At 63.2% G+C, this 20,740-nt stretch carries 15 protein-coding genes and 1 tRNA gene; 12 read left to right on the top strand and 4 right to left on the bottom strand.

Going from position 1 to position 20,740, the window contains the following annotated elements:
- Positions 1 to 5 precede the first annotated feature (5 nt).
- A complete protein-coding gene (locus tag Q4610_RS00390; RefSeq protein ID WP_304534050.1) occupies positions 6 to 353 on the bottom strand; it encodes a DUF952 domain-containing protein in 348 nt (115 codons plus the stop codon).
- A complete protein-coding gene (gene gyrA / locus Q4610_RS00385; protein WP_304534049.1) occupies positions 350 to 3,025 on the bottom strand; it encodes a DNA gyrase subunit A in 2,676 nt (891 codons plus the stop codon). Before gyrA ends, Q4610_RS00390 begins: the two co-directional genes overlap by 4 nt.
- 260 nt (positions 3,026 to 3,285) lie before the next feature.
- On the opposite strand from gyrA, the gene Q4610_RS00380 reads away from it, so the two are divergent.
- Both Q4610_RS00380 and Q4610_RS00375 read left to right on the top strand, forming a co-directional pair.
- On the top strand, positions 3,286 to 4,560 hold the full coding sequence (locus tag Q4610_RS00380; RefSeq protein ID WP_304534048.1) for a hypothetical protein: 1,275 nt from the start codon (positions 3,286 to 3,288) through the stop codon (positions 4,558 to 4,560).
- Positions 4,561 to 4,700: 140 nt separating this feature from the next.
- Positions 4,701 to 5,897 carry a tetratricopeptide repeat protein gene (locus Q4610_RS00375; RefSeq protein WP_304534826.1) on the top strand — a complete coding sequence of 399 codons (1,197 nt, stop codon included), beginning with the start codon at positions 4,701 to 4,703 and terminating at the stop codon, positions 5,895 to 5,897.
- 27 nt (positions 5,898 to 5,924) lie between these two features.
- Here Q4610_RS00375 and Q4610_RS00370 read toward each other — a convergent pair whose 3' ends face one another.
- Complete coding sequence (locus tag Q4610_RS00370; RefSeq protein WP_304534047.1) at positions 5,925 to 6,398, bottom strand: Lrp/AsnC family transcriptional regulator; 474 nt, start codon at positions 6,396 to 6,398, stop codon at positions 5,925 to 5,927.
- Positions 6,399 to 6,600: 202 nt separating this feature from the next.
- Between Q4610_RS00370 and Q4610_RS00365 the strand changes: the two genes are divergently transcribed.
- From Q4610_RS00365 to Q4610_RS00340, 6 genes are all read left to right on the top strand, one after another.
- Positions 6,601 to 8,343 carry a sensor histidine kinase gene (locus tag Q4610_RS00365; RefSeq protein WP_304534046.1) on the top strand — a complete coding sequence of 581 codons (1,743 nt, stop codon included), beginning with the start codon at positions 6,601 to 6,603 and terminating at the stop codon, positions 8,341 to 8,343.
- 60 nt (positions 8,344 to 8,403) lie between these two features.
- Positions 8,404 to 9,441, top strand: coding sequence for a polysaccharide deacetylase family protein (locus tag Q4610_RS00360; RefSeq protein ID WP_304534045.1), 1,038 nt, complete (start codon positions 8,404 to 8,406; stop codon positions 9,439 to 9,441).
- A 31-nt stretch (positions 9,442 to 9,472) separates the two neighbouring features.
- Positions 9,473 to 9,548: transfer RNA gene (locus Q4610_RS00355), tRNA-Ile, on the top strand.
- A gap of 627 nt (positions 9,549 to 10,175) precedes the next feature.
- Complete coding sequence (locus Q4610_RS00350; protein WP_304534044.1) at positions 10,176 to 10,961, top strand: SDR family NAD(P)-dependent oxidoreductase; 786 nt, start codon at positions 10,176 to 10,178, stop codon at positions 10,959 to 10,961.
- A gap of 227 nt (positions 10,962 to 11,188) precedes the next feature.
- Entirely contained in the window at positions 11,189 to 12,403 is a 1,215-nt protein-coding gene (locus Q4610_RS00345; RefSeq protein WP_304534043.1) for a cytochrome P450, read from the top strand.
- 23 nt (positions 12,404 to 12,426) lie between these two features.
- Entirely contained in the window at positions 12,427 to 13,602 is a 1,176-nt protein-coding gene (locus Q4610_RS00340; RefSeq protein WP_304534042.1) for a DUF1214 domain-containing protein, read from the top strand.
- A 43-nt stretch (positions 13,603 to 13,645) separates the two neighbouring features.
- Here Q4610_RS00340 and Q4610_RS00335 read toward each other — a convergent pair whose 3' ends face one another.
- On the bottom strand, positions 13,646 to 14,527 hold the full coding sequence (locus Q4610_RS00335; protein ID WP_304534041.1) for a LysR family transcriptional regulator: 882 nt from the start codon (positions 14,525 to 14,527) through the stop codon (positions 13,646 to 13,648).
- A gap of 168 nt (positions 14,528 to 14,695) precedes the next feature.
- Here Q4610_RS00335 and Q4610_RS00330 point away from each other — a divergent pair, with 168 nt between their 5' ends.
- The 4 genes from Q4610_RS00330 to glcF are packed head-to-tail and all read left to right on the top strand — an operon-like array spanning position 14,696 to position 20,739.
- The gene (locus tag Q4610_RS00330) at positions 14,696 to 16,798 is read left to right on the top strand and encodes a malate synthase G (RefSeq protein ID WP_304534040.1); all 2,103 of its coding nucleotides are present in this window, start codon (positions 14,696 to 14,698) and stop codon (positions 16,796 to 16,798) included.
- A 32-nt stretch (positions 16,799 to 16,830) separates the two neighbouring features.
- Positions 16,831 to 18,324, top strand: a complete 1,494-nt coding sequence (locus tag Q4610_RS00325) for an FAD-linked oxidase C-terminal domain-containing protein (RefSeq protein ID WP_304534039.1) — start codon at positions 16,831 to 16,833, stop codon at positions 18,322 to 18,324.
- On the top strand, positions 18,324 to 19,460 hold the full coding sequence (locus tag Q4610_RS00320) for an FAD-binding protein (protein WP_304534038.1): 1,137 nt from the start codon (positions 18,324 to 18,326) through the stop codon (positions 19,458 to 19,460). Before Q4610_RS00325 ends, Q4610_RS00320 begins: the two co-directional genes overlap by 1 nt.
- Entirely contained in the window at positions 19,438 to 20,739 is a 1,302-nt protein-coding gene (gene glcF / locus Q4610_RS00315) for a glycolate oxidase subunit GlcF (RefSeq protein ID WP_304534037.1), read from the top strand. Before Q4610_RS00320 ends, glcF begins: the two co-directional genes overlap by 23 nt.
- Position 20,740 lies beyond the last annotated feature (1 nt).

The following is a 20,740-nucleotide window of genomic DNA, read 5'->3' as shown; positions in this document are numbered from 1 at the left end:
TGACATCAGAAGCCGGCAGGGAAGAGATGTTGCCCGTCATCGCCGATGCGCAGCACCACCTTGCCCGCCACCGCGCTGATCGGCAGGTCGCCATAGAGATGCGGGAAGAGTGCCCCGCCGCGCGACTCCTCCCATTTGATCGCGTCCCCGAACGGCGCGAGGTCGATCATCAGCATCACCAGCCGATCCTGTCCCGCGAAATGCTTCGCCACCGTCTCGGCCGCCTGCTGCCGGGTGGACATGTGGATATAGCCGTCGGTCAGGTCGACAGGCGCGCCCTTGAACACCCCATCGGCCCTGAACTGGTCATATTGCGCCGCCGTCAGCACCTTGTAGGCGAACAGGTCGCTCACGCTTCGTTGGTGTCCGTGTCGTTGTCCGCATCGCTTTCCTCGATCTTCGCGGCGCTGACCACATGCTCGTCATCCGCGACGTTGAACAGGCGCACGCCCGCCGAATTGCGGCCGATGACGCGCAGGCTGTCGAGGCCCATGCGGATCAGTTTCGCCTGATCGGTGACAAGCATCAACTGATCGGCCTGCGTGGCGGAAAAGCTGGCCACGACCTCTCCGTTGCGGGCGATATTGTCGATATTGGTGATGCCCTGGCCACCGCGCCCCGTCCGGCGATAATCATAGGCCGACGACAGCTTGCCATAGCCATTGGCGCAGACGGTCAGGATGAACTGCTCATGATTCTTCATGTGGGTGAACATCGCCTGGTCGCCCATCTCGCCATCCTTTTCCGGCTTCCACGGGGCAAAGCGCAGATATTCCTCGCGCTGCTCCTGATTGGCGCCGGACCTGTGCAGGATGGAGAGAGAGATGACCTCGTCATCCTCTTTCAGCGTCATCCCGCGCACGCCGGTCGCGGTGCGGCTCTGGAATTCGCGCACATCGGTCGCGGCAAAGCGGATCGCCTTGCCCTGCCGGGTGGCGAGCAGCACGTCGTCATCCTCGGTCAGCAACGCCACGCCGATCAGCCGGTCCTCGCTGCCTTCATCGAACCGCATCGCCAGCTTGCCGTTGCTCGGCACATTGGCGAAGGCGTCCATGCTGTTGCGCCGCACCGTGCCGGTCGCGGTCGCGAACATGACGTGCAGGTCTTTCCAGCTTTCCTCATCCTCCGGCAGCGGCAGCACGGTCTGGATCGTTTCGCCCGGCCCCAGCGGCAGCAGGTTGACCATCGGCCGCCCGCGCGTCGCCGGCCCGCCTTCGGGCAGGCGCCAGACTTTCATGCGATAGACCTTGCCAGCGGTCGAGAAGAACAGCACCGGCGTATGGGTCGACGTCACGAACAATTCGGTGACGGCATCCTCATCCTTGGTCGCCATGCCCGACCGGCCCTTGCCCCCGCGCGCCTGCGCCCGGAAACTTTCGAGCGGGGTGCGCTTGATATAGCCCTGCACCGTGACGGTGACGACCATCTCCTCGCGCTCGATCAGATCCTCGTCCTCGATCCCGTCTGCGGCGGCGGTGATTTCGGACAGGCGCGGGGTCGCAAATTCCTTTTCGATCGCCTCGAACTCTTCGCGCATCACCGCATAGAGCTTCACCCGGTCGCCCAATATGGCCAGATATTCGGCGATCGCTTCGGCCAGTTCGGCCAGTTCCTTGCCGATCTCGTCCCGGCCCAGCGCCGTCAGGCGATGCAGCCGCAGGTCCAGGATCGCGCGGACCTGAATATCGCTCAGCTTGTAAACGTCGCCATGAATGTCGGTTTCGATCGCCTCGACCAGGCGCAGATAGGGCGCGATCTCGCCGATCGGCCATTCGCGGGTCAGCAGCTTTTCGCGCGCCTCGGCCGGGCTGGACGATCCGCGAATGATCCTGACCATCTCATCCAGATTGCTGACCGCGACGACCAGACCCAGCAAGATATGCGCCCGGTCGCGCGCCTTGTTCAGCTCGAACTTCGTGCGGCGGGTGATCACTTCTTCGCGGAACTTGACGAACGCCTCGATAATGTCGCGCAGGCCCAGCAATTCCGGGCGGCCGCCACGGATCGCCAGCATATTGGCCGGGAAGCTCGATTGCGCCGGGGTATTGCGCCACAACTGGTTCAGCACGACTTCGGGTGTCGCATCGCGCTTCAGGTCCATGACGATCCGCACGCCTTCGCGGCTCGATTCGTCGCGAATGTCGCTGATGCCTTCGATCCGCTTGTCCTTGGCGGCTTCGGCGATCTTTTCCACCAGGCCGTTCTTGCCGACCTGATAGGGGATGGCGGTCAGGACAATCGACTGGCGATCCCCGCGCCCTTCCTCGACCACATGGCGCGAGCGCATCATGATGGAACCGCGCCCGGTATGATAGGCGCTGCGCGCGCCCGACTGGCCCAGGATCAGTGGCGCAGTCGGGAAATCTGGACCGGGGACGATCTGGATCAGCTCGTCGGTCGTGATGCCGGGATTGTCGATATAGGCAAGGCAGGCGCGCAGCACTTCGCCCAGATTGTGCGGCGGGATGTTGGTCGCCATGCCGACCGCGATGCCGCCCGCGCCATTGACCAGCAGGTTCGGGAAGCGGGCGGGCAAGACCTGCGGCTCGCTTTCCGACGCATCATAGTTGGGCGTGAAATCGACCGTATCCTTGTCGAGATCGTCCAGCAGCGCGGTCGCCACCTTCGCCAGACGCGCTTCGGTATAGCGCATCGCGGCTGGCGGATCGGGGTCCATCGACCCGAAATTGCCCTGCCCGTCGATCAGCGGCACGCGCATCGACCAGTCCTGCGTCATCCGCGCCAAGGCGTCGTAGATCGAACTGTCGCCATGGGGGTGATATTTACCCATCACCTCACCGACGAGGCGTGCCGACTTGCGATAGGGGCGGTTATAGACGAAGCCCGATTCCTGGGCGGAAAAGAGAATGCGGCGATGCACCGGCTTCAAACCGTCACGCACGTCCGGCAGGGCGCGGGCGACGATAACCGACATGGCATAATCGAGATAGCTGGTCTTCATCTCCTCGACGATGGAGATGGGGCTGATATCCGAAGGGTCGGCGAGGGCAGTCTCGTCGGTCAAAGCGATTCTCTTATTGGAATGGGTGTCACTGTCGCTGTTGCACTAGCCTAGCGAAACAAATCTGTCACCCCTCGCGCGCTCGCGCGCGCCTGACGGCGACGGCTGGACGGCGGGCCGGGGCAGGCGGAACCAGGGTGACGCTTAACTGTTGCAAAAGCAGCCGGAATAGGCTTGTTCAATGGCCGTTCACGCGCCGCCCCCTATTCGGCGTGCAAACCCTGAAAGGTCGCCTGATCGCAGGCGTAGAGGAGATGAGGATCATGCGTTTTGTTACCCCGGTGGCGCTTGCGCTGGCTTTGGCGATGACTGGCGGCGCGATCTCCGCGCCGGCATTTGCCGCGAAGAAGGAAGAGAAGAAGGCCGGTCCCAAGCTCAATGTCTCGCCCGACGTGATCAAGGCGCTGCAAGCAGCGCAGGCCGCCTCCGACAAGCAGGATTTTGCCGCAGCCAAGGCCGCGCTCGCCGATGCCGACAGCAAGGCCAAGTCGAATGACGACAAATATCAGATCGGCGCGATCAAGCTGAACGCTTCCATCGCCAGCAAGGACAGCGCGCTTCAGACCGAAGCGTTGAACCAGATGCTCGACAGCGGCCTGACGCCGCCCGAACAGGCCGGCCAGTTCAACGCCGTCGCCGCCGAACAGGCGGTGCAGGCGAAGAATTACGACCTGGCGATCCAGCGGGGCGAAGCCGCGCTGGCGGCTGGTTACAAGTCCGAAGCGGTGAACCCCACGATCGCCCAGGCCTATTTCGGCAAGGCCGGAACCACCAACACTTCGGCCGAGCCTGCGCGTGGCTATACCCAGAAAGGTCTGGCCGCGCTCAAGGCGGGGATGGACGGCATGAAAGCGGCCGGACAGCAGGTGCCGGCCCAATGGTATCAGATCGGCGTCAGTCGCGCCGAACAGGCCAAGCTGCCCGACGTGACCGAATGGTCGAAATGGGCCTATCAGGCCGATCCCAGCGGCCAGAATCTGCGCACGCTCGTCCGCCTGTTCCAGCGCTCGAACCCCAATATCTCTAACCGGGAAAATCTTGACGTACTGCGCCTTCTCTCGGTTTCGGGCGGTCTGGTCATTGCGGCCGACTATACCGAATATGCCGAAATGGCGTCCAAGACCGGCATCTATGGCGAAGTCAAATCGGCCATCGACGCCGGCCGGGCCAAGGGCGTGCTGAACGCGACCCAGGGCGCTGAGCTGTATCAGACCGCCGTGCCCAAGATCGCGGGGGACAAGAGCACGCTCGGCGCGGCGGAAGCCGATGCGCGCAAGGGCGCCAATGGCAAGATCGCGGCGGCAACCGCCGACGCCTATCTGGGCTATGGTGACTATGCCAAGGCTGCGGCGATGTTCGATCTCGCCAAGCAGAAGGGCGGCGTTGACGCGGACGAAATCAACACCCGCCTCGGCATCGCCAAGCTGCTCGGCGGTGACATGGCGGGAGCCAAGTCCGCGTTCCAGTCGGTGCAGGCAGGGTCGCGCAAGCAGATCGCCGACCTCTGGCTGGCCTATCTGGGCACCAAGGCCGCCTGACGCCATTGCAGCGCGCCGTCGCGATGATCGTGACGGCGCGCTTTCGACATATGATAAGTGATTGTCCGGGGGAGACTAGCGTGGCCAAGGTCCAGCGCGTCGATTATATCTGGGTCCGCGGATTGTCGCTGGCCGCATGGATGGCGCTGATGACGGCGTCGCCCGTCGCGGCGAAAAAAAAGCCGGTCGTCGCCGGCCCGCCCATCGTCATGGCGGATGCTTTCCGCGCCAATGCGCAGGCGGCGGAAGCGGCACTCAGGATGCGGGACAGCGCGGGCGCCAGCGCGCGGATCGGCGCGCTCAGCCCGACGAACGATTTTGAAGCCTATGTCACGGCCGGCCTGCGGTTCCAGTTGGCGGTCCAGCGCCGCGACGTGCAGGCGCAGCGGGTCGCGTTGACCGACCTGTTCAAGACCAGTGCGATTCCCCGCGCCGATGCCCCGCGACTGCGCTACGTCGCGGCCTATCTCTCCTACATGGTCGGCAATTATGACGACGCCATCGCCCAGCTCGATTATGCGAGGACGCTGGGCTATGACGGTGTCGATGCGACCATGTTGCGCGCCGACATAGCCTTGCGCCGCAACAAGCCCAAGGAGGCGCGTCCATTCGTCCAGGCCGCGATCGCCGCGCAGAAGGCCGCTGGCAAGGTGGTGCCGCTGCCCTGGATCGACCGCGCCATTGCCATGGCCTATCAGGCGGGGGACTGGACCGAGGTGGGACAGCTCTACCGCGAACGGCTGGACCGGCAAGAAAGCAGGGAGGACTGGCGTTCGGCGCTGGTCAATTATCAGGCCGCCGCCGATGTCGAACCGCAATTGCAGCTCGATCTGTATCGCCTTCAGGCCGCCAATGGCGCGATGGCGAGCGAGCGCGACTATCAGGCTTATGCCCAGGCCGCCGAAAAGTCGGGCTATTATGCCGAGACCAAGGCCATCATCGAAGCGGGGCGCGCTGCTGGCAAGCTGACGCCGACCCAGAGCGTGACCAGCCAATTGCTCAAGTCGGTGACGCCCAAGGCGACCAGGGAAATCGCGTCGCTGCCAGCGCAGGTCAAGAAGGCGGCGGCAGCCAGCAGCGGAAAGGACGCACTGGCTTTGGCCGACAGCTATTTTTCGCTGGGGCAGTTCCCGCAGGCGGCCGATCAATATCGGGCAGCGCTGACCAAGGGCGGGATCGATGCCAATCGCGCCAATGCCCGTCTGGGCGTGGCGCTGGCGCGATCTGGCGATCTGGCCAATGCGCAGGCGGCACTGGCCCAGGCTGACGGTCGTTGGGCGGCGATTGCCGGTTTCTGGTCGGTGTGGGTCGAACATAAGAGCCGAAAGGCGGCCTGAACCACCCCGGCACGGCGTCGGCGCGGATCAGACCGGCAGTGGAACGCCTGGCAAATTCTTCGATGTGCGAATGGTGAGCGACGTCTTGACGCTCACCACATTGGGCGCTGGCGTCAGTTTTGACGTAAGGAATTGCTGAAAACTTTGCAGGTCCTTGGCCACGACCTTCAGGATGAAGTCGATTTCGCCATTCAGCATGTGGCATTCACGCACTTCGGGCAGCCCGGCAACATGGTCCTGAAACGCCTTGAGATCGGCTTCGGCCTGGCTTTTGAGGCTGACCATGGCGAATACCGTGATGGTATAGCCCAGCATTCCCGGATCGACGACCGCATGATAAGAGGTAATCGCGCCGGCTTCCTCCAGCGCACGGACGCGGCGCAGGCATGGCGGCGCTGTCAGACCCACTTTGCGCGCCAGTTCCACATTGGTCATCCTGCCGTCCTGCTGCAATTCACCCAGAATTTGCAGGTCGATGTCATCGATATTGGGGCCGGCCATTATTCCGATTATTTCCTGTCCTGTTTGCAGGTCGCATCATAATAATATTTCAGGGCATTGCAATTGTCCCACTATGCGACGATCGCTTTAGTTCGCCCGAACGGGGTCTTTCCCTTTTTTCGCCAAACGCCTATCGATGCAACAAGCAGCGTTCATGGGCGGTGGCACAGCCATGGGCCGAAGCGCGATATGGGGATTTTTCGTGCGTTTTGACGATCTCTTGCAAACGGTGCTGGCGGCGGACGACCGCGTTGGCCTGGGCGCGGTGACGTTGTGGCGGCAGTGCGTCGATCTTCTGGCGCAGCGTGATCGACCGGACCGGGCGGTGATGGACCAAAGCGAGCGACAGGCCCTGCTGGGCAAGCTGGCGACGCTTGCCCCCCGACTGACGGAAACCCAGCGAATCGCTACGGTGGTTGAACTGGGCAATCGCCTGCGCTCGCCCAGCCTGGTGCGCTTTTTCGCCAATGATCGTCCGTCAATCGCGGCGGCGGCCATTGCCCGCGCGCAGTTGCCTGACGCGACATGGAAGGATTTGCTCCCGCATCTGAACCCCACGGCGCGCGGCGTGTTGCGGGGGCGACGGGATATAGGCCCCGCGACCCGGAAAGGGCTGGAGGCGTTCGGCGCGCATGATCTGGTGCTCACCACGGTCAGGCAAGACAGGGTCGGTGATAGCGACATGCTGCTGACCGCGGACATGGAAGTCCTGCCAGAGGAAGTCCTGCCAGGGCAGGCGGACGAGGCGACGGCATCGCAGCCGGTGACGCCGCTGCGCGCCTCGGTCGGGGACGAAGGCCAGATTCGCAATCTTGTCGACCGGATTGCGCGTTTCACCAGCACCCGCAAGCCGATCGACCCGGAACGCCCCGCGCCGCTGTCCGACGACGACGGCATCGCCGCGCCGCGCGAATTCGCATTTGAAACCGACGCGGCGGGCGTGATCCTGTGGATCGATCAAGGCCCGCGTGCGGCGCTGATCGGCCTGACGCTGGCCGATGTCGCGTTGCCGGGGGGCAGCGGGCCGGACGGTCATGTCGCCGGCGCCTTCGCACGCCGCAGCGCCTTCCAGAACGGGCGTTTCACTATCGTCGGCGGGGCCATGACGGGGGAATGGCGCTTGTCGGCGACTCCCTTTTTCGATCCGCGTTCCGGGCGTTTCCAGGGCTATCGTGGCCAGGCGCGCCGGCCCTATCTGCATGAAGTCGCCAGCCAGCCGCAGCCTGCGGCGCTGGCGATCGCCGGCCTGTCAGCCGATTCCCTGCGGCAACTGGTGCATGAACTGCGCACGCCGTTGAACGCCATTTTGGGCTTTGCCGAGATTATCGAGCAGGAATTGTTCGGCCCTGCGAGCATGGCCTATCGTGATATGGCGGGCAAGATCGCGATCGACGCGCGCCATTTGCTGGCCGCTTTCGATGATCTGGACCTGGCCGCGCGGGTGTCGCGCGGCGACGGGGCGAGCGCACCGCAACTGATCGATCCGGCATTGCTGGTAACGCAGGTCGCCACCCGCTTTCGTGATCAGGGCCAGGCCGATATCAACATCGTCATCGCGCCCGGATTGCCACAGGTCAGGGTCGACCCGGTACAGGGCGAACGCATGGTCCAGCATCTGTTGCGCACCGTGATTTCGGTTGCCCCGGCGGGCGAAGCGATCACTGGCGCCTGCTGGTTACAGCCTGATAGCGGCGCGGGCCGGGTCGTTCTGGCGGTGGATCGCCCTTCCAGCCTGACCGGCATGGAGGAAAATCAATTGCTCGATCCAGGCTATAACGGAGATAGCGACTGGACGGACGGGCCGTTGCTGGGCCTGGGCTTTTCGCTGCGTCTGATCCGCGGCCTTGCCGCCACCTGCGGCGGTGGGCTCGACATTGAACCGGGCCGATTGCTGCTGGCGGTGCCGGCGGTCAATGTCCTGGCGGATGTCGCGGGGCAGGCTTGATGGGGCGGGCCTGACGTTTCGGGAAACCCTATCGCAACTATTGCGAGATAGGGATGCGGCATGACCGCGCCCTACCATGATGGCAATTTGCTAAGTCCACCGCTGACCGAGGACAGGATCACGCTCGACCCTGCCTTTGGCGCACGTTTCATGCTGTTCGTCGATACCGAGGAAGAGTTTGACTGGGATGCGCCATTCAGCCGCACCGGCCATGGCGTGACCGCGCTGGCGGGCATGGCGCGGGGGCATGGCTATTTTGCTGCGGCCGGCATGAAGCCGGTCTATGTGACCGATTATCCGGTGATCGATGATGAGCATGCGGCTGCGATGATGCGTCAATGGGTCGAAGACGGGACGGCGGACATCGGCGCGCATCTTCATCCCTGGGTCAATCCGCCCCATGTCGAAACGGTGAGCGCCGCCAACAGCTATGTCGGATTTTTGCCGGAGGAAGTGGAGCGCGCCAAGCTGGAGGCGCTATGCCAGCGGATCGACACGCGATTCGGCCGGCGCCCGATCGCCTATCGCGCCGGCCGTTACGGTGTCGGCCCCAACAGCGCGCGTTTGCTGGAGATGACGGGCTTCAGGCTCGACAGTTCGGTGCGCAGCCGCTTCGATTATAGTCATCAGCATGGACCGGACTTTCAGGGCATGCCTCTCAATCCCTATTGGGCTGGACCGGGCCGGTCTTTGATCGAACTCCCTTTGTCCACCGCCTTTGCCGGCTTGTTGCGGGGAGCGGGCGAACGCCTGTATCGCGCGGCCCAGGCCATGGGGCCGCTGGCCGGAGCGCTCGCGCGCGCGCGTATGTTGAGCCGCGTGCCGCTGACCCCCGAAGGCGTGCCGGCGCATGAAGCGGTCGCCGCGATCGACGCCTTGCTGGAGGAAGGGGTGCGGGTACTGAATTTCAGCTTCCATTCGCCGACCCTGGAGCCGGGGCACACACCCTATGTGCGCGATGAACGCGACAGGACGGCCTTTTACGGATGGTGGGACAAGGTGCTGGACCATTTGGCGCGACGCGGCGTGCAGGCCGCTACGCTCGATCAGTTCCTGGCCGCCGTGCCAGTGCGAAGTCAGGCTTGCAAAGCGGCGTGACGCCGCCTAATCGAAGCCCATCTTCGGGGTGGGGCCTGTAGCTCAATGGTTAGAGCTGGCCGCTCATAACGGCTAGGTTGCGGGTTCGAGTCCTGCCGGGCCCACCAACGTTCCTAATCGCCCCGGATCGCCCCCCGTGCCACCCTTGCCTTGAAATCCGCGCTGTAGCGCTGCTTTCTGCTGTTCGTTCCCGTACCAGTCCATCAGGCCGGGACCAGCCTCAATATCCCATCCGTAAAATCGTCACCAGATCAAGGCGTCCGGCACGAAACCACTGCACGTCGTTATCGCTATGCAGTAGTCACTTTCCATGGGCTGTGTTTCAGCGCAGCGAACGGCTGGTCCAGATCCCGGATTGGTGCATGCCATCATCAGGTGATCAGTGCCGGAAAAGAGGCGGAGATGGCGCAGTTGACGATTGTAAATCATGCTGACGCGGAAGGATTGATCGCGGCCGGCCCCGGCTTGGGCTGCCGCACTGGCCGGTTTCGCCGTTCATGTTGGATATTGTGCAATGAGGCACCTGCCGGGTTGAGAGGCGTGATCGCAGCAAAAATCTGAAATGTCTTGTCATCCCCTGCCTCCATGCATGGGATGGTGTCGACCGCTACGGTCAGCGATAGGGCGCGCTGCCAGCTATTCGAACATGGCGATGCGATGATTGTCCCCAACAGAGGGGGCGCCCTTGCAATTTGTAACAGCACATATTCGCAATTCAGGAGAAGGAGTTGATTATGGGTAGTCTGGCAGGAAAAATCGCGATCGTCATGGGGGCGACGCGCGAAGCCAATATGGGGCAGGCGATCGCAAACCGCTTCATCAAGGAAGGCGCCACTGTTGTCGTGTCCGGCCGGTCGGCGGCTGGACTGGATGCATTTGCGGCACAATCGGGCGCTACGTCCATTCCCGCCGACGTTTCCAGCCGGGATGCGGTATTCTCTCTGTTCCAGCAGACACAGGAAAAGTTCGGTCGCGTGGATATTGCGGTCAATGCCGCCGCGACACCGCAATATGGTCCGTTCGAGGACATGACCGAAACGGAAATTGACGAGATGCTCGCCATCATCTTCAAAGGCGGCATCTGGTTCATGCAGGCGGCGATCGGAGCGCTCAAAGCCGCGGGTGGCGGTGCAATCGTCAATATATCGTCCACGGTCGCCGACATCATGTTCGAAAATCACGCCGCCTATATGGGTGCCAAGGCGGGACTGAACCACATGACCCGCGCCGTGGCGAACGAGTTCGGCCAATATGGCATTCGCGCCAATATCATTGCGCCCGGCTTGACGGACACGCCGATTTTGAACGGCACCTTCCCGCAGGCCGTGATCGATGCGTTCGCGCGCGAATATCCGCTGGGGCGTATCACTAGCGTCGAGGATGTGGCCAACGCCACCCTGTTCGCGGCCGGTGACGAATGCTTCATGACGGGGCAAACCTTCCATGTCAGCGGTGGGCTTACCCTGCGCCGCAATCCGACGACGGCGGAAATTCACCGCGCCGCCGCCGGGCAGGGCTGAACAGAAACGGCTGGCAAAAGTGGTCGGTTGCTGGATTCCGGCACCGGCCAGCTTTTCTGACACGTATCGCGACCGGCGCAACGCAAATCACAGCGCTGATTTCGGCGGTGCCGGCGCCGATCCGCATGGGCCGCCTGTGCTAATGGCTTTAGGGTCTGCAAGTCTCAAGAAACATCGACAAGTCCTGTCGCACATCCGGTGCGGATGGTCGGAAGAGAGGGGTGGACGTGAATTTACATAGCAATATCGCTACACAACCGGACCATGTTTCCGACGCGCTTGTCAGGGATTTCAATCCCTATAATCTTCCCGGCCTGGTCAATGGTTTTTCCGACGACATCCACGCCCTGTGGAAAACGATCCAGGACGACTATCCTGATATTTTCTGGACCCCGCAGAACGGGGGGCACTGGGTCGTCACGCGCTATCAGGAAATGGCGCAACTGACCACGGATCCGGCACGCTTTTCCAATCTTGAACCCTTCGTGCCGAAAGGGGTTATTCCACATACCGGCCCCAGCCAAATGGACGCGCCCGAACATGGTCCCTTTCGCAAGCTCGTCTCGCAGGCATTCACGCCGGCCTTGTTGAGCAAGGCCGGTGTTCGCGCCCGCGCGGCGGCGGTCGATATCATCGACACTTTGCGTCCGCAGGGGCGGTGCGATTTCGTGCAGGATTTTGCCGGGATCATGCCGGTCGTGACATTCCTCAACCTGCTGGGCATGTCGGAAGAGGATGCCCCATATCTGCTCGACCTGGCCAAGAGGAACGTGCCCGGCCAGGATACGATGGAGGCCGCGGCAGCGGAAACCCATGCCTATATCGCCGATCTGATCCGTGACCGGCAAGCGCGTCCCGGAGACGATTTCGTCAGCATGCTGGTGAGCGCGCAGGTGATGGGGCGCGATCTCACCCCGACCGAGCGGCACAATGTGGTGCAACTCGTCGTGACCGGCGGGCTTGAAACAGTGATGAACACGACCAGCTTCGCCATGGTGCATTTCGCCCGCAATCCCAAAATCCAGCGGGAATTGCGCGAAAATCCTGACCTACATGAAGGTGCGGTCGATGAGATTACGCGGCGGTTCGGCACCAGCAACATCGCCCGTCTGGCAAAATGCGATACACAATTGTGCGGCGCGACCATTCGTGAAGGCGATCAGGTGCTGGGGATATATCCCCTCAGCGGCCTTGATGAGAGGGTCAATCCCGATCCGATGCGCTTCGATCCCCGCCGCAGCCACCGGCGACACCTCAATTTCGGCAGCGGTCCCCACACCTGCCTTGGTGCGCGGCTTGCCCGGCGCGAGATTCGCATTTTTCTGGAGGAATGGATCGGCAAGATGCCCGATTGCCGCATTGCAGAGGGCACCTCGCCGAAAATGGCGGCTGGCCTCATCAATACGGTTCGTGGCTTCTACCTGGAATGGGACCCCGCCTGAAACGGGATAAAAGGAGATGTGCAATGAAAAGCTGGGCTGAATATCTGGAGTTGCTGAAGCCGGCCGGCGATATACTGGGCGAAGCGACGGCGCCGGTGGACGAGCAACTGCGCGCCGATCTTTATCGCCAGCTTGCGATGAACCTGTCGCAGGCCTATTTCCTGCTGATGATGACCGACCCCCGCTACCCGGAGTTCATCCCCTATCTCAATTCAGGCTTCCAACTCCAGCCCAACCCGGACTCGATCTACTATGTTACCGCCGTCGACGGGACGGCAACCTATCGCGTAACTGGCGAGCGCGGCAATGCGCCGGTCGTCGGCTTTGCCACCGGATGCAAGATGTTCGGCACCGACGGACTGAAATTGGGCAAGGGCTTCGGCAACTATGATGCCAATGATCTGACGATCGATGATGAAGGCCGGTTTTCGGTCATTTTCAGTGCAGAACGGCCTGACGGATATGAGGGGGACTGGCTGCACCTCGATCCCCAGTCAGACTTCATCATGTTGCGTCAATTCTCCTATGACTGGGGGAATGAACAGGATGTGCGCGTCGCGATCGAGCGGCTCGACAGGATGACGGAGCCCAAGGCCCGCCTGACCCCGGAAGAAGTCGACGTGAAACTGCGTCGTGTATTCGCCTATGCCTGTGATGTCAGCCGCGTGGCGCTGGCGCAGATCAAGCGTACGCATGATGGCGGTTTCATCAACAGGATGCACATCCATACATTCCAGGATATGGGCAATGGCCAGGATTGGCCGCAGGCCTATTTTGAGATGGTGTTCGATATCGGCCCGGACGAAGCGCTTGTCATCGAAAGCGAATTGCCGGAAACGCGCACATATTGGAATGTTCAGGCAATCGACGGCCTTTGGAACCAGGTGGATATTCCCTATCGCCACAGCAGCCTGAATGGCCACACGGCCAAAGTGGATTCGGACGGGAAGTTCCGCGCCATATTGGCGCACAAGGATCCCGGCTTCCACAACTGGCTCGATACTGGAGGCAGTGGCTATGGGATGCTGATCGGTCGGTGGTATCGTTGTTCGTCCACGCCCACGCCGCAGGTCACGAAAATGAAACTGGCCGATGTGGCCGCCCATCTTGATGCCATTTCGCCCCGGATCACCGCGGAAGCACGCGAAAGCCAGATGCGGGCGCGCTTGATCGGCAACCAGATGCGTCGCAAGTGGTAGAAAACAGGGCGAAGCCGTTCACGCTCGCAACAGCGTGAACGGCCTATGCGCCATGGTTGAGACATGCGGCCAGATGGTCGATGAAGGCCGATATTTTGGCGGGTGGATCGGATGCGTGGCCATGGACGGCGAATATGCCCACGGCCTGCGACCCCCGATATTGCGGCAGGACACGCGCCAGCGTTCCGCGCTCCAGCTCCTCGGCAACATCCCAGAGCGACCTCAAGGAAATGCCGCACCCGCCGATCGTGAGTTCGCGGACCACTTCGCTGGAATTGGTGCGGATATGGCTTGTGCCGGTATAGCTGACAGTGCCTTCGGGGCCATCCAGTTCCCACGGCAGTTGCCCTTCGGCGGCGAGCAGATGGTGTCCGGCCAGGTCGTGCAGCGAGGAGGGCGCCCCCGCCCGCGCCAGATACTGGGGGGCGGCGCACAGGACCCGGCTGCTGGTCGCCAGGCGATGGCCGACCAGCCCGTGGCCGATGCGTGCGCCGATCCGCACCGCAATGTCATATGTGCCGTCGAGCATGTCGACATATTGATCCGAAAGATCGACGGTCAGGTCCAGTTCCGGATAGTCCGCAAGAAAGCCCGGCAGGCAGGGAAGCACGCGGGTCCGGCCAAAGGATGTCGGTGCCGAAAGCCGCAATGGCCCCGAAATCCCCGATTTGCGGCCAGCCATACGATCTTCGACCGCGCTCAGGCTGGCGCGGATTGCCAGCAGCGTATCGGCCAGATCCTTGCCGGCATCCGTCAGCGACAGCCTGCGGGTGGTGCGATGTGCCAGCCTGACGCCGATCCGCTGTTCCAGCCGCGCCAGACGCTTGGATATGCCGGGCACCGATGCGCCCCGCTTGCGGGCTGCGGCCGAAATGCTGCCGCCGGACGCGATATCGAGGAAGATGTCATAATCGGGATCGAACATGATCGTTATTCCTATCCGGCCCGCATGGCTTCTCCGCATGACGCAGGCCCGTTCAGCCGATCGCGTAGCATTCTTAATCTCCAGGATAAAGTGTGTTGCATTCTTTCCTGCTACCGCAGGTGACGTGAAGGCGATATGACCGCTGCAACGAAACAAGGAGCGCATGGAATGACGGGCTATACCGACAGGGCAGGATTGAAGGTTGCAACCGAACTCGCGACCTTTCTGGAGGATCGTGCGCTGCCTGGCACGGGCATTGCCGCCGATGCGTTCTGGAAGGGCGCAGCGGATATCTTCGCCCGTTTCGCCCCGCGCAATCGGGCATTGCTCGACCGGCGCGATGCGTTGCAGGCGCAGATCGATGACTGGCACAAGGAGCGGGCCGGGCAGCCGTTTGATATGGCGGCCTATCAGTCCTTCCTCACCGGCATAGGCTATCTGGTGCCGGAACCGGCGCCATTTCATGTCGCGCCCGATAATGTCGATCGTGAACTGGCGGTCACGGCGGGTCCGCAGCTTGTCGTGCCGGTGCTCAACGCGCGCTTCCTGCTCAATGCCGCCAATGCACGCTGGGGCAGCCTGTACGATGCGCTTTATGGCACGGACGCCATTCCCGGCGCACCGCTGGGCAAGGGGTATGACAGCGCACGCGGCGGCGAAGTGATCGCCTGGGCCAAGGGTTTTCTCGACGATGCCGTGCCGCTCGCCAATGGCAAATGGGCCGACTGGACCGGCGGTGAACTGGCGTTACGGAATCCGGCGCAACTGGTCGGTCGCGCGGGCGACAATCTGCTGTTCGCGCATAACGGCCTGCATGTCGAAGTCGTCATCGATCGCGCGCATCCGATCGGTCAGGGCGATCCGGCCGGCATCGCCGATGTGCTGATGGAAGCGGCGATCACCACGATATGCGATTTCGAGGATTCGGTCGCCGCCGTCGATGCAGAGGACAAGGTGACGGCCTATGCCAACTGGCTCGGCCTGATGCAGGGCAATCTGGAGGATAGTTTCGAGAAGGGCGGGGCGATGATGACCCGTCGCCTGAACCCCGATCGCCGCTATACCGCGCCCGATGGCGACACGTTCAGCCTGCCCGGTCGGTCGCTGCTGCTGGTGCGCAATGTCGGTCATCTGATGACCAGTCCGGCGGTGCTGCTGCCGGGTGGCGGCGAAGCGCCGGAAGGCATTCTGGACGGGATCGTCACCAGCCTGATCGCGCTGCACGACCTGAATGGCAAGGGCGCACTGCGCAACAGCCGTTCCGGCTCTGTCTATATCGTCAAGCCCAAGATGCACGGGCCGGAAGAATGCGCCTTTGCCAACGACTTGTTCGATGCGGTTGAAGATATGCTGGGCCTCGCGCGGCATACGCTCAAAATCGGGGTGATGGATGAGGAGCGCCGCACCAGCGCCAATCTCGCCGCCTGCATCCATGCGGTGAAGGACCGCATCATGTTCATCAACACCGGCTTCCTGGACCGCACGGGTGACGAGATGCATACATCGATGCAGGCGGGGCCGATGCTGCGCAAGGGCGACATGAAGGCGAGTGCCTGGATCGCGGCCTATGAGGATCGCAACGTCCAGATCGGGCTGGCCTGCGGCCTTTCGGGCAAGTCTCAGATCGGCAAGGGCATGTGGGCCATGCCTGATCGCATGGGCGACATGCTGGCGCAGAAGATCGGTCATCCCAGGACCGGCGCCAACACCGCCTGGGTGCCATCGCCCACGGCCGCCACGCTGCACGCGACGCATTACCACCGGGTCGATGTGTTCGCCCGACAGGAGGAACGCCGCGCCGAAGGCATCGCTTCGCTCGACGCATTGCTGACGATACCCGTCGCGACCGGCCACAACTGGTCTGAAGAGGACGTGCGCGAGGAGATCGACAATAATGCGCAGGGCATCCTGGGCTATGTCGTGCGCTGGGTCGATCAGGGCGTGGGCTGTTCCAAGGTGCCCGACATTAACGATGTCGGCCTGATGGAAGACCGGGCGACGCTGCGCATTTCCAGCCAGCACATCGCCAACTGGCTGTTGCACGGCATCGTCACCCCGCAGCAGGTGGACGCTGCACTGCTGCGCATGGCGGCCAAGGTCGACGCGCAAAATGCGGCCGATCCGCTCTATCGGCCGATGGCGCCCAACCCCGAGGCCAGCCTTGCGTTTCAGGCGGCGCGGGCGCTGATATTCGAAGGGGTACAGCAGCCCAACGGCTATACCGAACCGTTGCTGCACGCCTTCCGCCAGAAGGTGAAGGCCGCCGCCTGATCCTTTGTTGTCCCGACCCCAGGAGCCGATCCATGTCCATCGCCATGCCCGCGCCCGATGCGCAGACGCTTGCCAAGCGTGACCGCATCATCGCGGCCATGCGCGCCATCGTGCCGGGCGAAGGGGTCATTGATGATCCCGACGCGCTGCGGCCATGGGAGTCGGACGGCCTGACCGCCTACCGGCAGCCGCCGATGCTGGTTGTCCTGCCAGAAACGGTGGAGCAGGTCTGCGCCGTGCTCCGCTGGTGCCATGCCGAAGGGGTGAAGGTGGTGCCGCGCGGGTCCGGCACATCGCTGTCGGGCGGGGCGTTGCCGCTGGCCGACGCGGTGCTGCTGGGAATGGGCAAGTTCAAGCGGATAATCGATATCGATTATGAGGATCGTGTCGCGGTGGTGCAGCCGGGCGTCACCAATCTGGCGATCACGCAGGCGGTGGAGGGGCGTGGCTTCTACTACGCGCCCGACCCCTCCAGCCAGATCGCCTGTTCGATCGGCGGCAATGTGGCGGAAAATTCCGGTGGGGTGCATTGCCTGAAATATGGCCTGACCACCAACAATGTGCTGGGCGTCGAACTTGTGCTGATGGACGGCCAGGTGGTTCGCCTGGGCGGGCGGCATCTCGATCCGGGGGGCCTTGATCTGCTGGGCGTGATCGTCGGGTCCGAAGGGCTGCTGGGCGTCGTCACCGAAGTCACCGTGCGCATCCTGCCCAAGCCCGAAACGGCCCGCGCCGTCCTGGTCGGCTTCCCCGACCCGGAGAGCGCAGGCGCGTGCGTGGCGCAGGTGATCGCGGAAGGGATCATTCCGGCCGGCATGGAAATGATGGACCGCACGGCGATCCACGCTGCCGAAGCCTTCGTGAAGGTCGGCTATCCGCTCGATGTCGGCGCGCTGCTGATCGTGGAGGTCGATGGCCCTGCGGCGGAGTGCGATCATTTGATCGATGCGATTGCGCGCATCGCTGGTCAGAATGCTGCGGTCACGACCCGCGTGTCGCGCGATGAGGCTGAACGCATGGCGTTCTGGGCCGGTCGCAAGGCCGCGTTCCCGGCGGTGGGCCGCATTTCGCCCGATTATTATTGCATGGATGGCACCATTCCGCGCCGACGGCTGCCCGAAGTGCTGCGGCGGATGGAGGCGCTGTCACAGGAATATGGCCTTGGCGTCGCCAATGTATTCCACGCGGGCGACGGCAATCTGCACCCGCTGATCCTCTACGATGCCAATGTGCCGGGCGAACTCGACCGTGCCGAGGAATTTGGCAACGACATATTGCGTTTGTGCGTCGAGGTCGGCGGCGTGTTGACCGGCGAGCATGGCGTGGGGATCGAGAAGCGCGACCTGATGCCTGTCATGTTCGCGGACGAGGATCTGAAACAACAGCAGCGGGTGAAATGCGCCTTTGATCCTGACCTGCTGCTCAATCCCGGCAAGGTTTTCCCGACGCTGCATCGCTGTGCGGAGCTTGGCCGGATGCATGTGCATCATGGCGCGCTGCCCTTCCCCGAACTGGAACGATTCTGATGCTGATGCCCAGGGATGCGCAGGACTTGCGCCAGATCGTGGCCGATGCGGCAGCGAACGGCACCCGACTGGAATTGCGGGGCGGCGGGACGAAAGCCGGCTTTGGCGCACCGCGGGACGCCGGGATCATGTCGCTTGGCGCCTTGTCCGGGGTGATCGACTATGACCCGGCCGAACTGGTGCTGACGGTCCGTGCGGGCACGCCTCTCGCCGATGTGCAGGCCCTGGTCGCGGCGGAAGGGCAGATGCTGGCCTTCGAACCATGGGGCGAACCGGGCGCCACGATCGGCGGCACGGTGGCTGCGGGTGTCGCCGGATCACGCCGTGTCACAGCGGGCAGCGCGCGCGATCACCTGCTCGGCCTCACGGCCATTTCCGGTCGCGGCGAAATGTTCGTGGCGGGGGCGAAGGTCGTCAAGAATGTCACCGGCTATGATCTGCCCAAGCTGATGGCAGGGTCCTGGGGGCGGCTTGGCGCGATGACCGAGTTGACACTGAAGGTTTTGCCGCGCCCCCGACAGACGGTGACGATGGTGGCGGAGGGCTTGTCACTCCCCGCTGCCTATGCGGCCATGGCCTGTGCGCTGGGCAGCAATGCGGATGTATCGGCTGCGGCCTATGTGCCGGGCGGAGAGATGCTGTTGCGGGTTGCAGGCTTCGCGCCGTCGGTCGAGGCGCGCTGCGCCGTCCTGCCGGGCTTGCTCGCCGGCCATTGCGCCTTGCGGCTGCTGCCCGATGCAGTCGCCGCACCGCTTTGGCGGCGGGCCATGACCGGGGCGGACCTGCGCGGATCTGTCCGTTGGGACGTGCATCTGCCGCCACGGCACGCGGCTGGTCTGATCGATGCGTTGCGACCGCTGGGGATCGACTGGGCCATGGACTGGGGCGGGGGGCGCATCTGGATCGCTCTTGATCGACTGGACGAAACGGTGCGGGACGAAGCTGCACGGCTTGGCGGGGACGCCAGGCTGGTAGAGGCGCCAGCGGACATGCGGGCCAGCGTTCCGGCATTCCACCCGCGTCAGCCCGGCGTCGCCGCCCTCGAACAACGGGTGCGCCGGGCGTTCGACCCGGCTGACATCTTCGTGACCGGCCGTTTCAGGGAGGATGCCGATGCAGACCAGCTTTTCGCCTGAGGCGCTCGCGGATCCGGCCATGCGTGCCTCCGAAGAGGTGATCCGGAAATGCGTGCATTGCGGTTTCTGCACTGCGACCTGCCCGACCTATGTGCTGCTGGGCGACGAACTCGACTCCCCGCGCGGTCGCATCTACCTGATGAAGGACATGCTCGAAAATCAGCGGGCACCCACGGCCGAAATGGTCAAGCATGTCGATCGGTGCCTGTCCTGCCTGTCCTGCATGACGACCTGCCCGTCCGGCGTGAACTACATGCATCTGGTCGATCACGCCCGCGCCTATATTCACGACCATTATGAGCGCCCGCGCAGCGAGCGGTTCTTCCGGCGCCTGCTGGCGGCGATCCTGCCTTATCCGCAACGCTTTCGCCGGGCGTTGATCCTGGCGCCGCTGGGCAAGCCTTTCCTGCCCCTGCTGCGGCGGATCAATGGTTTGCGGCCGCTGGCGGCCATGCTGGAACTGGCGCCGGACGATGTCCGCTCGCCAGCCGCAGCGCAATCCACGCGGATCGCCCAGGCCAGGGGCCGTGTGGCGCTGCTGCAAGGGTGCGCTGAGCCAGTGCTGCGCCCTGCGTTTCGCGAAGCGGCCGTGCGGCTGCTCAACCGCTGTGGGCATGATGTCATCTTCGCCCCGGATGAGGGCTGCTGTGGCGCGTTGGTCCATCATATGGGGCGCGAGAATGACGCGCATGACGCGGCGCGGCGTAATGTCGATGCCTGGACTGCGGAGATCGAAGGGCAGGGTCTGGACGGCATCATCGTGACGGCTTCCGGTTGCGGTACGACGATCAAGGACTATGGCTTCCTGCTCCGCAACGATCCTGCCTATGCGCAAAAGGCCGCACGGGTCAGTGCGCTGGCCATGGACATATCGGAATATCTTGCCCGCATCGACATGCCGCCCGTTCAATCCAGGGGGCTGACCGTCGCCTATCATCCGGCCTGCTCGCTTCAGCATGGGCAGAAGGTGGTCGACGCCCCCAAACGCCTCCTGACGCAGGCCGGCTATGTCGTGCGGACCCCTGCCGAAGCCCATTTATGCTGCGGATCGGCAGGCACATATAATATCTTGCAGGCACAGATCGCCGATACCCTTGGCCAGCGCAAGGCCGCCAATATCGACAGGCTGGACGCCGACGTGATCGCCACCGGCAACATTGGCTGCGCTACCCAGATCGCGCGATTTACCGGCACGCCGCTGGTGCACACCGTCGAATTGCTCGATTGGGCGACAGGTGGGCCAAAGCCTGCGGCGCTCAAGCATCTTCCACAGGAGTAAA

The sequence above is a fragment of the Sphingobium cyanobacteriorum genome (assembly GCF_030580935.1).
Taxonomy (GTDB): domain Bacteria; phylum Pseudomonadota; class Alphaproteobacteria; order Sphingomonadales; family Sphingomonadaceae; genus Sphingobium; species Sphingobium cyanobacteriorum.
Note: the sequence above shows the minus strand (reverse complement) of the source record. Positions and strands in the feature narration are given on the sequence as shown.

Excerpts from the sequence above, each read along its gene's own strand:
- Q4610_RS00380 (WP_304534048.1), top strand. The coding sequence starts at position 3,286 with ATGCGTTTTGTTACCCCGGTGGCGCTTGCGCTGGCTTTGGCGATGACT.
- Q4610_RS00375 (WP_304534826.1), top strand. The coding sequence starts at position 4,701 with ATGGCGCTGATGACGGCGTCGCCCGTCGCGGCGAAAAAAAAGCCGGTC.
- Q4610_RS00370 (WP_304534047.1), bottom strand. The coding sequence starts at position 6,398 with ATGGCCGGCCCCAATATCGATGACATCGACCTGCAAATTCTGGGTGAA.
- Q4610_RS00360 (WP_304534045.1), top strand. The coding sequence starts at position 8,404 with ATGACCGCGCCCTACCATGATGGCAATTTGCTAAGTCCACCGCTGACC.
- Q4610_RS00350 (WP_304534044.1), top strand. The coding sequence starts at position 10,176 with ATGGGTAGTCTGGCAGGAAAAATCGCGATCGTCATGGGGGCGACGCGC.
- Q4610_RS00340 (WP_304534042.1), top strand. The coding sequence starts at position 12,427 with ATGAAAAGCTGGGCTGAATATCTGGAGTTGCTGAAGCCGGCCGGCGAT.
- Q4610_RS00335 (WP_304534041.1), bottom strand. The coding sequence starts at position 14,527 with ATGTTCGATCCCGATTATGACATCTTCCTCGATATCGCGTCCGGCGGC.
- Q4610_RS00330 (WP_304534040.1), top strand. The coding sequence starts at position 14,696 with ATGACGGGCTATACCGACAGGGCAGGATTGAAGGTTGCAACCGAACTC.
- Q4610_RS00325 (WP_304534039.1), top strand. The coding sequence starts at position 16,831 with ATGTCCATCGCCATGCCCGCGCCCGATGCGCAGACGCTTGCCAAGCGT.
- Q4610_RS00320 (WP_304534038.1), top strand. The coding sequence starts at position 18,324 with ATGCTGATGCCCAGGGATGCGCAGGACTTGCGCCAGATCGTGGCCGAT.
- glcF (WP_304534037.1), top strand. The coding sequence starts at position 19,438 with ATGCAGACCAGCTTTTCGCCTGAGGCGCTCGCGGATCCGGCCATGCGT.